13 protein-coding genes and 1 pseudogene are annotated in these 14,226 nt (G+C 70.9%); 5 read left to right on the forward strand and 9 right to left on the reverse strand.

The window, feature by feature from the left end:
* Positions 1–4 precede the first annotated feature (4 nt).
* Positions 5–97, forward strand: a pseudogene (locus A4R44_RS52240) (AraC family transcriptional regulator); the annotation flags it as partial.
* A 101-nt stretch (positions 98–198) separates the two neighbouring features.
* Here the strand turns inward: A4R44_RS52240 and A4R44_RS08435 are convergent.
* Positions 199–1,494, reverse strand: a complete 1,296-nt coding sequence (locus A4R44_RS08435; RefSeq protein ID WP_067577895.1) for an MFS transporter — start codon at positions 1,492–1,494, stop codon at positions 199–201.
* Between the two features lie 80 nt (positions 1,495–1,574).
* On the opposite strand from A4R44_RS08435, the gene A4R44_RS08440 reads away from it, so the two are divergent.
* Entirely contained in the window at positions 1,575–2,543 is a 969-nt protein-coding gene (locus A4R44_RS08440) for an Lrp/AsnC family transcriptional regulator (RefSeq protein ID WP_093576036.1), read from the forward strand.
* Here the strand turns inward: A4R44_RS08440 and eccD are convergent.
* The 7 genes from eccD to A4R44_RS08470 form a co-directional block, all read right to left on the reverse strand.
* Positions 2,533–3,909: a type VII secretion integral membrane protein EccD gene (eccD, locus tag A4R44_RS08445; protein WP_067577897.1), complete on the reverse strand. Its 1,377-nt coding sequence runs from the start codon at positions 3,907–3,909 to the stop codon at positions 2,533–2,535. The genes A4R44_RS08440 and eccD overlap by 11 nt on opposite strands.
* Complete coding sequence (locus tag A4R44_RS08450; RefSeq protein WP_067577898.1) at positions 3,906–4,229, reverse strand: YbaB/EbfC family nucleoid-associated protein; 324 nt, start codon at positions 4,227–4,229, stop codon at positions 3,906–3,908. The genes eccD and A4R44_RS08450 overlap by 4 nt, the downstream gene beginning before the upstream one ends.
* Entirely contained in the window at positions 4,222–4,713 is a 492-nt protein-coding gene (locus A4R44_RS08455) for a hypothetical protein (RefSeq protein WP_093576038.1), read from the reverse strand. Before A4R44_RS08455 ends, A4R44_RS08450 begins: the two co-directional genes overlap by 8 nt.
* 5 nt (positions 4,714–4,718) lie before the next feature.
* Positions 4,719–5,069 carry a hypothetical protein gene (locus A4R44_RS50085; protein WP_232791530.1) on the reverse strand — a complete coding sequence of 117 codons (351 nt, stop codon included), beginning with the start codon at positions 5,067–5,069 and terminating at the stop codon, positions 4,719–4,721.
* Between the two features lie 70 nt (positions 5,070–5,139).
* On the reverse strand, positions 5,140–6,063 hold the full coding sequence (locus tag A4R44_RS08460; RefSeq protein ID WP_232791531.1) for a WXG100 family type VII secretion target: 924 nt from the start codon (positions 6,061–6,063) through the stop codon (positions 5,140–5,142).
* Positions 6,064–6,066: 3 nt separating this feature from the next.
* Positions 6,067–7,104, reverse strand: a complete 1,038-nt coding sequence (locus tag A4R44_RS08465) for a WXG100 family type VII secretion target (RefSeq protein WP_067577900.1) — start codon at positions 7,102–7,104, stop codon at positions 6,067–6,069.
* Between the two features lie 27 nt (positions 7,105–7,131).
* The gene (locus A4R44_RS08470) at positions 7,132–7,911 is read right to left on the reverse strand and encodes a WXG100 family type VII secretion target (protein ID WP_067577902.1); all 780 of its coding nucleotides are present in this window, start codon (positions 7,909–7,911) and stop codon (positions 7,132–7,134) included.
* 135 nt (positions 7,912–8,046) lie between these two features.
* Here A4R44_RS08470 and eccCa point away from each other — a divergent pair, with 135 nt between their 5' ends.
* Positions 8,047–12,000: a type VII secretion protein EccCa gene (eccCa, locus tag A4R44_RS08475; RefSeq protein ID WP_067577904.1), complete on the forward strand. Its 3,954-nt coding sequence runs from the start codon at positions 8,047–8,049 to the stop codon at positions 11,998–12,000.
* Between the two features lie 575 nt (positions 12,001–12,575).
* On the opposite strand, the gene A4R44_RS08480 is transcribed toward eccCa, so the two are convergent.
* Positions 12,576–13,010 (reverse strand): hypothetical protein, encoded by a 435-nt coding sequence (locus tag A4R44_RS08480; RefSeq protein WP_067577906.1) that lies wholly within the window; start codon positions 13,008–13,010, stop codon positions 12,576–12,578.
* A gap of 60 nt (positions 13,011–13,070) precedes the next feature.
* Between A4R44_RS08480 and A4R44_RS08485 the strand changes: the two genes are divergently transcribed.
* Together A4R44_RS08485 and A4R44_RS50090 are read left to right on the forward strand one after the other, a co-directional pair.
* Complete coding sequence (locus tag A4R44_RS08485; RefSeq protein WP_067577908.1) at positions 13,071–13,748, forward strand: hypothetical protein; 678 nt, start codon at positions 13,071–13,073, stop codon at positions 13,746–13,748.
* A gap of 63 nt (positions 13,749–13,811) precedes the next feature.
* On the forward strand, positions 13,812–14,226 hold a 415-nt coding region (locus A4R44_RS50090; RefSeq protein WP_369805849.1), incomplete at its 3' end, for a trypsin-like serine protease.

Below are 14,226 nucleotides of genomic sequence, written 5' to 3' on the forward strand. Positions count from 1 at the left end.
AGGCATGCTCACCCTCGGGCAGCTCGCCCGCCAAGCCGGGTTCAGCCCGCGTACGTTCGTCCGCCGCTTCCACGAAGCCACCGGGACCACGCCGTGGCAATGGCTGCTCGACCAGCGCGTTCTGCACGCTCGCAGCCTGCTGGAATCCACCGATCGGCCTGATCGGCGAACGCAGCGGCCTCGACCTCCGCCGCCCTTTCACACTCCGGCCCGGGACGGCTCGCGCGTTCCGCGAGTGAGCCCGATCGCGGTCAGCCCGGCCGCGACGGTCAGGCCGACGGCCGTCCAGCACGCGACGGTCAGATCGGTCGCGAGGAAAACCGCGGTCAGCACCGCGACTCCGATGGTTCCGCCGAGCTGCTGCACCGCGTTCAGCAGGCCCGCCGCCGACCCCGTCTCCGAGGGACGGACGAGGGCCAGCGCAGCGGTGAAGAACGGCACGGTGAACAACCCGGTCCCGGTTCCGGCGACCGCCAGCGGGAGCGGCAACGGCCAGCCCAGCGCGATCCCGGTGATGCCCGCGGCCAGGAATCCCACGCCGGCAAAGAGAATCCGGGGGCCGTGGCGCGGGACGAGCCAGCGTCCGGCCACAACGGACGATACGGCCAGGCCGCACGACCACGGCAGCAACGAGAGGCCGGCGGTGCGGGCGTCGGCGTGCTGGGTCAGTTGCAGGAACAGGACGACGACTTGGGTAAGGCCGGTCATCACCGCGAAGAACAGCACTGACGTCAGCAGCCCGGCGGGGAATCCCCAGCCGCGGAAGAGGCTGCTCTCGATCAGACCGCCGCGAAACCGTTGCTGCAGAGCGAAAACAGCGAGCACAACTGCCCCGGCGGCGACGAGGAACCCATTCCACCGCGTGAGGAGCGAGTAGACCACCAGCCCGGCGCCCACGACGACCAGGCCGGTCCCGAGCAGGTCGAGCCGCGGCCGGGCGGCGGACCGGTCTTCGGCGAGCAGGCCGGACGCGGCGAGCACGGCGAGTCCGAGCGGGATGTTCACCAGGAATACCGACCGCCACGACCAGGCGTCGGTCAGCAGCCCGCCGAGGACGGGACCGCTCACCGCGGCCAGTCCCATCACCGGGCCGATCATGCCGAGCGCCCGCGCGCGGGCCGAGCCGTCGAACAGGACGCTGATCAGCCCGATCGTCTGCGGGATCACCAAGGCGGCCGAAGCCCCTTGCAGAGCGCGGAAAACGAGCAGGAACCCGGGCGTGGTCGCGGCCGCGCACAGGGCCGAGGCGAGGACGAACCCGGCCATGCCGAACTGGAAAACGCGGCGTCGGCCGAGAAGGTCGCCGAGGCGTCCGCCGGTGATCAGCAGAAGCGCGAAAGGCAGCGTGTATCCGACGGTGTAGAAGGAGATCGCGCCGCCCAGTTCGGCGTGCACCGCGGGCGCGGCGACCTGGACGATGGTGGTGTCGAGGAGGTTCATCGCTTCCGCGACGAGCAGGACCGCCAGCGCGGCCCAGCGGCGTGCATCGTTCATGCCGCCAGCCTGGGCAGCGGCAAGGCAAGATTCCAGCCACCAGCGCGAACGAGCAGAAATCTTCCACTCAGGACAGTGTGATGCAGAATCAAGCCATGCTCGACGACCTCGACCACGCCCTCGTCCACGCGCTCCAGATCGACGGCCGCGCCCCGTTCGCGCGGATCGGCACCGTCCTAGGCGTCTCGACGCAGACCGTCGCGCGCCGCTACCGGCGGCTGCGTGCTGAAGCCGGACTGCGCGTCGTCGGGCTCGCCGCGCCGCATCGCGCCGGGCAGACGCAGTGGCTCGTGCGGCTCACCGTCGTCCCGGCGGTCGCACAGCGGGTCGCCGACGCGCTCGTCCGGCGCACCGACACGACCTGGGTCAAACTCGCCGGCGGCGGGACGGAAATCTGCGTCATCGTGCAGACCGCCAACGGGTCCGCCCCGGAGCACGGCCTGCTGCTGAACGACATCCCGCGCACGACCGGCATCACCGCCGTCTCCGCGCACCAGCTGCTGCACCTGTACCACGGCGGGCCGACCGCCTGGCAAGGCCGCGCCGAAGTCCTGACCGACGCCCAACGCCGTCGGCTGGAACCGGAAACCCGCGCCACGCCTGCCCAAGCGACCGCCGCCGACGAGCCCTTGCTCACCGCGCTCCAGCGAGACGGCCGCCTCGGGCAAACCGGACTCGCAGCGGTCACCGGCTGGTCCGCCGCGACTGTCGCCCGCCGGATCGCCGACCTGCGCGCGGCGGAAATCCTCTATTTCGACGTGGAAATCGACGCCCGGCTCTTCGGCGCGACCACGCAGGCGCTGCTGTGGATGGCCGTGGCCCCGGCCGATCTCGACGCCGTCGCCACCGCACTCGCCACCCATCGCGAGCTAGCCGTCGTCGCCGCGACCACCGGGCCGACGAACCTCCTCGCGCACGCGCTCTGCGCCGACCCCCCCGCCCTGCACCGCTACCTCACCCACCGGCTCGGCGCGCTGCCCGGCATCCGCTCCTGCGAAACCGCGCCGGTGCTTCGGACGCTGAAAGCCGCCAGCCCGCTCAGCCGCTGACCGCCTCGTACACTCCGGCGATCAACGCCACGAACGGCACCAGCGACAGCAGCACCAGGAACTCGGAAATATCCAGCAACCGCGACCAGTACGGCGACCGCACCCCGCGCGCGACCCGCGTCGCGTAGAACAACGACACCACCGCGGCCAGCACCAGCGCCAGCCCGGCCGTGAGAAGCGCGATCCGCTGGTTGCCCGCGATCAGCCAGAAACCCGCGGTCAGCAACGCGACGAGCCCGAAGCCGACCAGCACCAGCCGTTGCGTACGGCCCGCATACGCGCGCGAACGCTGGATCCACGCCGTCCCGGCGAGCGCGGCCAGCCCGGCTTCCCACGGCCCGCCGGTGGCGAGCACGATCGACGAGCCGACGACCACCAGCCCGAGCGCCACCAGCAAACTGGTGAGCAACGCCTGCGCGTACGTCGTCCGCCCGGCCATTTCCACGCCGAGCGACGGTTGTTCGTTGGCACGGAAGGATTCCATATCGTCCGGCACTCGCGGGAGCGGCATCCGGCCCAGCCGCAGCGCCAGCATCGGCGCGACAGCCGCCAACGCGGTCGCCAGCACTGCCGCGACAGCCGCGGCGGCAACCGGCTTCGCGCCGGTCAGCAACACCACGCCGGTCGCGATCGCGCCGATCCCGGCCGATCCGACGACCGCGACGAAGAACGGCAGCCGGTCCGCCACCGAAACCGCGGCCAGCACCCCGTAAACAGTCACCGCGGCGAGCCCCGCGGCAAGCGGTCCGGCGGAGAGCGAGAACACCGAATGCGGCGGCAGCAACGAGATCCCGGAAAGGAATGCCACGCCGACCCCGGCCAGCGCACCGGCCGCGCCCGCGCCCGAATCACCGTACGCCCGGCTCAGCGCACCGCCGCCGAGCAGCAGCACGATCGCGAGCAGCCCGGTGCCGATCGGCGCGAGCACGCTGCCCGCCAGCGACGCCTGGATCAGCAGCCCGCCCGCGAACAACAGCAGAGCGGCCGCGGTGATCCCGGCCCGCCGCGCGACCTTCGGCCCCCACGCGCTCGACGCGGATTCGCCGATGCTCGCGATCGAGTCGACCACGTCGTCGAACAACAGCGGGCCGCGCGGACGTTCGCGCGGGGTCAGGTGGAGCACCTCGCCGTCGCGCACCTGCGCGGCGGCCACGGTGAGCCCGAGCGCGAGCGGCGCGCCGCCGAGCCGCGCCAGCACCCAGCCCGGATGCTCGGCCGGTGCCTGCCCAGCCGCCCCGGCGAGCCGGACCAGCTGCGGCACCAGTTCGGCGAACGTGCTCTGCTGCGGCAGCGCGACGTCCACCCTGGCGCGCGGGGTGACGATCGTGACGCGCCGGGTCGACCCGGCGACGGCCGGCGCGCTCACTGCTGGGACCTGGACGCCTCGATCACCGGGGCGAACTTCGCGCTGCTCGCCTCGGCGAGCTTCTGCAGGCCGGCGTTCACCGCTTCGAGGACGATCTCCGACAGCGTGCGCGCGTCGTACTCGCGGATCGCGCGCTGGTCGATGTCGACCGAGGTGAACCGGCCGTCGCCGCGCAGCGTCACGGTCACCTCGTTCTGCCGCGAAGCCGCCTTGACCTCCATCGCCTCGACCGTGCGCTGGATCCGCTGCACCTCTTCGGTCTGCTTGCGGACCTGGGCGAGCAGCTCGTCCATGTCCGGCACGGCATCCGGTTCAGTCACCGTCGTTCTCCTTCTCCTGCGGGGTTTCCCGGCGGACGTGCACACTGGCGACGAACTTCCGGAAGTCGGGGACGAGCGTGCGCGCGTCCTGCGGATCGGCCGTGCAGACCAGTTCCAGCACGACTCGCCCGGCCGGACCGGGCACGGTCAGGAACACCTGGATCTGCAGCAGATCCTGGCCTTCGCCGGTGCGCATCCGCAAGGTCTGGGTGCAGCCGGGCGCGGCGGGGCCGCCGACCTCCTGCCGGTCGAGGACGTCCAGCAGCGCCATCGTCCGGCCGAGCCGTTCGACGGCCTCGTCGGCGATGTCCGTCATCGGCGGGGAATCCTGGCGCTGCTGGATGCCGAGCGTGATGTTCGGCGTGAACTCCGCGACCGGTTTCGGGTGCACCGCGACGAAAACCAGCCCGGGTGCGATCGGCGGCACCGGCGTCCAGCCCTGCGGGACGTCGAAGCCCAGCGGGAGCGTCACCAGGTCCGCCATGGCACTCACCACGAGCCCACATACTGCGCGGCATCGTCCCAAGCCCCGCCCAACGCGTTCGCTGCCTGGCTCGCGGCGTCGCCGACCGCGTCGACCGCCGCGCCGCCGTATTCGCTGACCGCCGCGCCGACCTTCGGCAGGTCGATGTCGATCTTCGCGCCGAGCCCGGCGCCGAGCCCCAGCGCGGCACCGGCCTTGAAGTTCATCTTCAGATGCCCGTTGTCATAGACGAACTGCCCGTCGAGCTGCGCGCCGAGTCCATATTGGACACTCCCGCTCGCGCCGACGCCGACCCCGGCGACATCCGCCGCGACCTGGCCCTCCAGCTTGCCGCCGGCGAAAGCGTTGGCGTGCACGCCAAGCCCGTGCAGTCCCAGCTGCCCCGAAGCGCTGACCTCCCCGCCCGCGAAAGCCGAACCGCGAGCGCTACCGTGCGCGGCGCCATAGCTTCCGCTGGTCCCGATGTCCTCCCGGAACCCCAGTTCCGCGTGGCCGGACGCCTTCGCGTCCCAGCCTTGCGAGGAGATTTTCCCGTCGTACTCCGGAATGAAACCGTCTTGCTCGTGCGCGGTCTTGGAGTAGGTGATCTCGGTGGCGCGGGCGNGCGCTCTTCTGCTTCGGCTGCCCGAACGGCGTGTCGGCCTTCTTCGGCGCGCGGGTGCCTTCGAGGCCGTTCCAGGTCAGCTTCTTCCAGCCGGAATTGCCGAACCACGACGGCACCGAACGCGGCCGCTTGCGTCCGTCGAGCGTGTCGCCGTTGACCCAGGACAACGGGCCGTAGCCGCGTTTGCCCAGCTTGCCCGGCTTGCTCATCGGCCCGGCCCACGGCGCGGGGAACAATTCCGCCAACGCGTCCGACAGCTCGTCGGCGACCTGCCCGGCCGCCGTGACCGCCTGCTCGCCCAAATCCCTTGCCGCAGCGATAAAAGCGCCGACCGCGTTCGGATCCGCCGACCGTGCTTGGTTGATCAGCTGCGCGCCGTACTGATCGAACTGCGAAACAACCGAGTCGGCCCCAGAGCGCGCCCACCGCAACAGCTGTCCGGCCATCGACAATCGCTTGCCCTGATCGGCCAGCTTCGTGCCGTCTTCGGTCAGCGCATGCGCGACATTGGACGCTGCTGTCGCGTACGCGGTGTACGCAGCACCGTCCCAGTCAGCGTGCAATGCCGTGGCAGCGTCCGCGATTTCGGTGGCTTTGCCGGTAATCGTGGACGCGTTGGTGCCGCAGCGGTTCGCCGCCGCCTCAAGCGCTGCCGGGTCGCCGGTGACCCGGCGCTGGTATTCGACCAGCACCTGCCGGTAGTTCGACAGCACCGAGCTGACGACGCCGGACGCGTCCACGGCCACCGGCTACGCGCCCTTCGCGTCGATGTCGACGTGCTGCTGGAAGTGTTTGCCCTGGTAGGTGACGTCGACATCGATGTCCACGTCCTGCCCGGCCGGGGCCTCGACGGTCGACTGCCCGGTGTTCAGGTCGGTGTGGATCACGACCTCGTGCGCACCGGTCGACTGACCCGGCACCGAAGGCGCGGGAGCCGGTGCCGGATCCACGGGAATCCAGCTGTTCCCCGGGTTGGCCCCCGCCCCGGCACCGCCGCCGGACGGCCAAGCCCCAGTGCCGGTTCCGCTGCCGGCCGGCCAGCCGCCGGTGGACAGCGCGGGCGGCGTGTAGTTCGTGAACGACGGGTTGCCGCCGGGCACTCCCCCTCCGCTGCCGCCGATCGCCGCCTGCCCGGACGCGCTCGCGACCGGCGCGGGCATCTGCGGCGCGGTGACCGGCGTACCGGAGACCGCCGCGTTGCCCGCCGAGCCGTCAGCGTCGGAAGAACCGTGGTGGAACAGCTTTTCGAGGTCGCCGATGATCGTCGCGACCTGGGTGATCTGGTTCGCGAGGTCCCCCGCGCCGAGCGCCTTCAGCAGTCCGCCGACCGCGGTGATGAATCCGCGCAGCGTGGCGCTCGTGGCAGTGGAAAGCGCGACCGCGGCCCCGTAGGTCCACCAGTTCGACATCAGCGACGCGACAGTCGGGTTCACCGCCGCGACCACCGACCGGTACGCCTCCTGCGCCGTCTTCACCAGCGTGCCCGAGACGCCGAGCAGTTCGGCGCCCTTCTCGATCACGTTGATGATCTTGGTGAGCTGGTCGAGCGAGTGGGAGATCTTCTGCAGCGCCGATTCCGACGCCCCGCCGGACCAGACCTTGCCGAGCTGGTCGGCGGCCTTGCTGAGCTCGGTGTAGAGCGAGGTCAGCTCGGCGGCCTTGTGCAGCAGGTCGAGGACGTGCTTCGCGATCTGCTCCGGCTGGCCGGTGACGATCTGCGGCAGCACGGTGATCGGGCCTCCGCCTGAAGCGGTGGCGTCCATCGCGCTGGAGTTCGGGAAGAGCATCGGACCTCACTTGGTCGGGGTTCGGGGTCAGACGGAGGCGGGCCGGTACACGCTGACCTTGGCCAGTCCGCCGAGTCCCGGATCGAGCAGGCCATGGTTGTAGAGGGCGCCGCCGTCCCCGGCGACGCCGATCACCGGATGCCGGCCGGCGAGCAGCAGCGGCTCCACCACGACGACGTCGCCGCTGTGCACGCCGCCGGGCACGTCGCCGAAGGTGCGGGCGGTGCCCGAATAAACCTCGATCAGGCCGACGCGCGCCTGGTTGTCGGCGTCGCCGGCGAGCCAGTCGTTGAAGTCCGCGACGCCGTGGAACCGGGCGTCGGTCAGCGGATGCTCGGCGAGCCTGCCGAGGTCCGCGTCGCCGAGGTAACGCAGCACGTTGCCGACCGAGGACGGTTCGCCGTGCGCGCCGGCGCTGTCGGTGATCGCCGCCTCGGCCAGGTGCGCGGCGTGCGGGGCGCCCCAGATCGACGCCAGCGACGCCCCAGAAGACCGAGCATGGCCGCCGCCGTAGCCCTCGGATACTGCTTCGTCGGCGCTTTGGTAGGCATCCGCGCTGTGCTTGACCAGGCCGTTGATCTCCTGCAGCACTTGCAGCAGCGAGCGCACCGCGGTCACCTGCTGCGAGTGCAGCGCCTCGTTCGCCGCCGCGACGACGCTGCCGAAGCTGGCGAACGTCGTCGGCTGCAGGACGAGTTTTTCCAGGTCCGCGACGGCGTTGATGCCGTGGGCGATGACGGCGCCCACGTTGCCGACGGTGGAGCGCATGGCCTCCGGCTCGGCCCGGTACTCGCCGGTCGTGCCCATGGCGCTCCCTCCCGGTCTCCCGCGAACGACGCACCGGTGCGGGGCGTCTGCGCAGAGCCTAGGTTCGCGCCGCCGGGCGAGCGGACGGCAAAAGTACCCACCGCGACCGGACAGCAGACGGCCAAAATACGGGGCATGAGTTCCGCCCGCGACCGCCTCGGCCTGCTCGGCGAGCAGCCCGGGGAGATCATGCTGCAGTCCCCGCCGATGCTGCCCAAGAGCGGCTCCGGCGGCGTGCTGCAGCTCATGATGTTCCTGCCGATGATGCTCGGCATGGGCGCGATGTCGTTCGTCTACATCGGACGCGACGGCGGGGTGATGACCTGGATCTTCGGCGCGCTGTTCGTCACCGCGATGGGCGGCATGATCGTGATGTCGCTCGGCCGCGGCGGCATGGCGAAGAAGGCGCAGATCAACGAGGAGCGCCGCGACTACCAGCGGTATCTCGCCGGTCTGCGCACGCGTGTGCGCGCGGTCGCCGACTCCCAGCGCGCCACGCTGATCGCGCAGCAGCCGGATCCGGCGGATCTGTGGGCCTACGTCGAAACCGACCAGCACTGGGACCGCCGCCGCGGCGACCGGTCGTTCGCGATGGTGCGCGCGGCCACCGGCCCGCAGCCGCTCGCGACGCCGTTGCGCGCGCCGCAGATCGCGCCGCTGGAAGAGCTGGACCCGGTTTCCTCCACCAACCTCAAGCACTTCATCCAGACCTTCTCGACCGTCGAGGGCCTGCCGGTTTCGATCTCGCTGCGTTCCTACGCGGCCGCGACGCTGTCCGGCCGCCGGTTCGAGGTGCTCGGGATGACCCGCGCGGTGCTGGCGCAGCTGGTGACGTTCCACTCCCCGGCCGACCTGCGCGTGGCGTTCTGCGTCGCCCCGGACCGTTCGCACGACTGGGAATGGGCGAAGTGGCTGCCGCACGCCACCGCGCCGGTGCTCTCCGACGCGACCGGCCCGCGGCGGCTGTTCGCCGGCGGCGCCGCGGAACTCGCGAAGCTGCTCGGCCCTGATCTCGGCGACCGTCCGGCGTTCTCGCGTCGTGGCGAGGCCGCGGACCTGCCGCACATCGTGCTCGTCGTCGACGGCGGCGACTCCCACGGCGAACCGCGGCTGCTGGCCGAGGAAGGCAGGCTGGGCGTCACGGTGCTGGAGATCGGCGGCGACCAGCCGCGCGCGACGTCGACCGACCGGTTGCTGAGCCTGCACGTCGCACCGGATCAGCTCGGCATGGTGGTGCTCGACGGCACCGAAGCGCGGCTCGGCTTCCTCGGCATGCCGGACCGGCTCGACCACGGCGCGGCCGAAGCGCTGGCCCGGATGCTGACGCCGCTGCACCAAGGCGGCGCGGTGGTCAGCGAACAGCCGATGTCCTCGACGTTCGGGCTGGCCGGGCTGCTCGGCATCGGCGNCATCGGCGACCCGCGCGACACCGACACGACCGTCACCTGGGCCCCGCGCCCGGCGCGCGACCGGCTGCGGATCCCGTTGGGCGTGAACCCCGACGGCCGCCCGGTCGAGCTGGACCTCAAGGAATCCGCCGAGGGCGGCATGGGTCCGCACGGGCTGGTGATCGGCGCGACCGGGTCCGGCAAGAGCGAACTGCTGCGCACGCTGGTCACCGCGCTGGCCGTCACGCATTCGTCGGAGAAGCTGAACCTCGCGCTGATCGACTTCAAGGGCGGCGCGACGTTCGCGGGCATGACCAACCTGCCGCACACCTGCGCGGTGATCACGAACCTGTCCGACGACCTCGCGCTCGTCGACCGCATGGCGGACGCGTTGAACGGCGAACTGCTGCGGCGGCAGGAACTTCTGCACGCAGCCGGGAATTACGCGTCGGTGCGCGATTACGAGAAGGCGCGCGCGGACGGCACGCCGCTGCAGCCGTTGCCGTCGCTGCTGGTGATCATCGACGAGTTCTCCGAACTGCTGTCCTCGCGACCGGAGTTCATCGACCTGTTCGTCGCGATCGGACGGCTCGGCCGTTCGCTGGGGATTCACCTGCTTCTGGCGTCGCAGCGCCTTGAGGAGGGCCGGTTGCGCGGGCTCGACTCGCACCTGTCGTACCGGATCGGCCTGCGAACGTTCTCCGCCGCGGAAAGCCGCGCGGTGCTGGGTGTCGCCGACGCCTACCAGCTGCCGCCGGTGCCCGGTTCGGCTTACCTGAAGTCCGACAACGACACCCTGATCCGGCTCAAAGCCGCTTACGTCTCCGGCGAACTCCCGCCGCGCAGCCGCATCGTGCGCTCGGACGGACGACAACTCGGCGTGCTGCCCTTCACCCTGGGCCCGGTTGAAGTCCCCGTCGCCGAACAGCCCGCCGCCGAGACCCCCGCGAAGGGCACCGGCGAGACCATCATCGGCGCGATGCTGTCCCGGTTGGAGGGACGCGGCCCGGCCGCGCACCAGATCTGGCTGCCGCCGCTGGCCGAACCGCCCGCTTTGGACCAGCTGCTGCCGCCCATCGGCGAAGACCCCCACCGCGGGTTGTGCCCGCTCGGCTGGGGCGGCAACGGCAAGCTGACCATCCCGGTCGCGTTGGTGGACAAGCCTTTCGAACAACGCCGCGACATGCTGTGGGCGGATTTCTCCGGCGCGGCGGGCAACGCGGTCATCGTCGGCGCACCGCAAAGCGGCAAGTCGACATTGATGAAGGACATCGCGGCGATGCTCGCGCTCACCCACACCCCCGCCGAGGTGCAGTTCTTCATCCTGGACATGGGCGGCGGCGCGCTGGCCCCGATCGCCGGACTCCCGCACGTCTCGGGCTACGCCACCCGCCGCGACCCGCAACGCTGCCGCCGGGTCGTCGCCGAACTGGTCACCTTGCTGGAACAGCGGGAAGAATTCTTCGCCGCGCACGGAATCGAATCGATGGCTGCCTTCCGCGGCCGCCGCGGCGAATTCACCGAAAGCAACGACGACCGCGAGTTCGGCGACGTGTTCCTGTTCGTGGACAACTGGACCACCATCCGGTCCGAATACGAACGCCTCGAAGAACAGATCACCGCACTAGCCCAACGCGGTCTCGGCTTCGGCATCCACGTCCTGGTCTCGCTCAACCAGTGGATCGGTGCCCGCGCCCAACTCCGCGACGCCATCAGCACCCGCTTCGAACTGCGTCTGGGCGACCCGGCGGACTCGTCGATCGACCGCAAGGTGGCGCAAAACGTCCCCGCCGACCGCCCCGGCCGCGGCCTCACCGCGGACAAACTGCACTTCCTCGCGGCTCTCCCGCGCATCGACTCCGATCAACGCCCGGAAACCGTCGGCGCGGGCGGCCTGGACCTGGTCCGCCGAGTCTCGGCGGCCTGGACCGGCCCGCGCGCGCCCCAGGTCCGCCTCCTCCCGCCGGAAGTCCCGCTGGACTCGCTCCCCGCCGCCCCGCACGGCCGGATCACCCTGGGCCTGGCCGAATCCACCCTGCGCCCCGTTCACCTGGATTTCCGGACCGACCCGCACTTCCTGGCCTTCGGCGACGTCGAATCGGGCAAGAGCTCCCTGCTGCGCGCCCTCGTCACCGGCATCTGCCAGGCGAACACCCCCGACGAGGCGTTGATCCTGGTCGGCGACTACCGCCGCGGCCTGCTGGGCGTGGTGGACCACCCGCATCTGCTCGGCTACGCCGGCGCCGAGAACACGTTGACCGACCTGGTGCACCAATGCGCGACCGCGATGCGCAACCGCCTCCCCGGCCCGGACGTCACGCCCGACCAGCTGCGCAACCGCTCCTGGTGGCGGGGACCGGACCTGTACGTGGTCATCGACGACTACGAACTGGTCGCGACCGCGGGCCGGAACCCGGTGCTGCCGTTGCTGGAATTCCTGCCGCAGGCAAGGGACATCGGCCTCCACCTGATCCTGGCCCGCTCCTCCGGCGGCGCCGGACGGGGCCTGTACGAGGCGGTGATCCAGCGAGTCCGGGAACTGGGCTCACCGGGCCTGGTCATGTCCGGCGGCAAGGAAGAGGGCGCGCTGCTGGGCGATGTGAAGCCTTCGCCGCAGCCTGCTGGCCGTGGCACGCTGGTGTCGCGCCGGCACGGTACGGAGCTGGTGCAGGTGGCGTGGACCAAGCCGGTGGAGGACTGAACGGCTCAGTCGAGGAAGACCTCTCGGTTGGTCAGGTGGCTCAAGCAGGAAACGTCCCCAGTCCACGGGCACTTCACGCCGAACCCGGCGCGTGAGTTCCCGGCCCCGCTCGTCGAACCGGCGCCCGGCTTCCTCCGAGGGGAATGCGCAGGACGCCGGGCCGTCCGTGGTGCGGGTGACGTCCCATTCGTCCTGCCACGCCGCCAGATCGCGGGCCGGTTCCGCGCCCAGCCCCAGCTCCGGCGACGCGGGGTCGGCAGGGGTGCTCACGTCGTGCGTGTACGGGTTGAAGAACCACACCGGGCGGGCGCTCCACTCCGCCATGACCTTGATCGACCGCCACTGGATGTCCGGCCGTTCCCCGGGAAGCGACTTCCGGCGTGCGGGCCAGGCGAACATGTCCGAGATCCGGCGGAAATCCCCGAAACCGGCGGGCCGCCGAGGCTCCGGCACAGTCATTCCGGCCGCCTTTCCCCGCCGTGCGAAACCACGCCGGTCCCCGTGACCGCGGCTCCCGATTCCTCCAAACTCGCGGGCTGATCGCTTCCGTAGGTCGTGAGGGTTCCCCTCACGACCTACGGAAGCCCCAGCACCGGATAACTGGCCTCGATCGCGCTCAGCCCAGCCACCGCCTCGGCCAGCCGCGCGTACTCGATCCCTTCGAGGCGGAACGACAACCGGTTCCCGCTCGAATGCTCGGCGACCGCGACGCCCTCCGCCTCGACCCGTCCGTCCGCGACAGTCACGGTCAGGTCCAGCCAATCCTCCAGCGACGTCAGCCGCGCGCTGCCGCCGGACTCGGCGCAGGCCGCCAGTTCCCGCCGGAACTCCCGCAGTTCGTTGGCCCGCAGCCCAGCGGCCAGCCGCGCGGTGAATCCGCCCGAGACGATCTCGATCGGGCTGACCAGCCAGTTCCCGTCCCAGAAATCGTCCGCGCCGGGATGCGCCCGCCCGTGCACAGCGATCACCAGCCGATCCCCGCGCGCCGCGCCGAAAGTCACCGTGTGCATCCCGCTCCCTGGTATCCCCGCTGCTGACAGCATAGGCAGTCCACGAGCGAAGGAGCCCTGATGCCCGGCCTGGTCGAACTGGCCTACACCACCGGCGGAGGCGTCGTCGGAGCCGCACTGACGAACTACTTCACGAAGATCCAGGAACGCCGCCAGCTCCGCGCCGAGGTCTACCGGCGGCTCGAAGCGACCCGCGCGATCTCCGGCGGTGTGCGCGAAATCCGGATCGGTTTGCCCCCGAACACCTTGACCAGCCGGAAAACCCTCGCTGACGCACTCGGGATCGTCGCCGTCCTCGAAGACGGAACAGACGCCCACCGCGCCCTCCGCGAAGCCCTCTCCGAACTGCTCACCGCGGTGCTGGTCGCCGGAATCCCCCGCCGCGTCGCCGATTTCGCCGCCGGTGCGCACGAACGCGTCCTGGAAAGCGCGGTGGCAACAGCCGTCAACCGCCGGCTCGGCGGGCTCGCCGACACCGACCAGCTGACCCAAGCCGCCCAGGCCTACCGCGCCGAAACCACCGGACTCCTGCTCGCCGTCCTCTGGCGCCCGTGGCGAGCCCGGCTCCGCACGCGCGGCCGGATCCGCGAACTCCGCGTCGCCGTGCACGCACTGCGCCTTCAGCAGGAAGCAGCCGTCGCCGCACTCACCCGGCCGGAGCAAGCCGAGACCCTCCACCAGCGACTTGACCCGGACGGCACGCTCCGCGAAACGTGGATCGAAGACCGACTTCCGTAGGTTACCGGATTTCCACCTGCCGCCTACGGTCGGGAAATCACCACCGAGGCGGAGGGATTTTCCATGCGTTACGCGAAAGCGGCGGCCGTAGTCGCCGGGGCGGCGATGGCGTTCGGAGTCGGGGCGGCGGTCCCGGCGAGTGCCGACACGCACATCATCGGCGGCGACACCGTGAAGTCGGCCCCGTGGGGAGCCCAGGTGTTCTGGGACGACGTCACCGACTACGGCGGCTTCGAATGCTCCGGCACGATCATCGCCTCGCAGTGGGTGCTCACCGCGCAGCACTGCCTGAACAAGGGCGGCATGCACGTCAAGGTCGGCGACGTCGCGCTGGGCCAGGGCACCGAGGCCGCGGTCGACGAGCAGAAGGCCTCGCCCAACGGCGACATCGCCCTGCTGCACCTGAAGTCCGCTGTGGACACGACGTTCATGAAGCTGGCCGACCAGGACCCGGAAAACGGCGCCACCAACCAGATCT

Origin of the sequence: Amycolatopsis sp. M39, from assembly GCF_001651785.1 — a bacterium.
Lineage (GTDB): Bacteria > Actinomycetota > Actinomycetes > Mycobacteriales > Pseudonocardiaceae > Amycolatopsis > Amycolatopsis rubida.

What these genes read in the sequence shown, in the direction of transcription:
- A4R44_RS08435 (WP_067577895.1), bottom strand. Translation starts at nt 1,494, where the DNA reads ATGAACGATGCACGCCGCTGGGCCGCGCTGGCGGTCCTGCTCGTCGCG.
- A4R44_RS08440 (WP_093576036.1), top strand. Translation starts at nt 1,575, where the DNA reads ATGCAGAATCAAGCCATGCTCGACGACCTCGACCACGCCCTCGTCCAC.
- A4R44_RS08455 (WP_093576038.1), bottom strand. Translation starts at nt 4,713, where the DNA reads ATGGCGGACCTGGTGACGCTCCCGCTGGGCTTCGACGTCCCGCAGGGC.
- A4R44_RS08465 (WP_067577900.1), bottom strand. Translation starts at nt 7,104, where the DNA reads ATGCTCTTCCCGAACTCCAGCGCGATGGACGCCACCGCTTCAGGCGGA.
- A4R44_RS08470 (WP_067577902.1), bottom strand. Translation starts at nt 7,911, where the DNA reads ATGGGCACGACCGGCGAGTACCGGGCCGAGCCGGAGGCCATGCGCTCC.
- A4R44_RS08480 (WP_067577906.1), bottom strand. Translation starts at nt 13,010, where the DNA reads ATGCACACGGTGACTTTCGGCGCGGCGCGCGGGGATCGGCTGGTGATC.
- A4R44_RS08485 (WP_067577908.1), top strand. Translation starts at nt 13,071, where the DNA reads ATGCCCGGCCTGGTCGAACTGGCCTACACCACCGGCGGAGGCGTCGTC.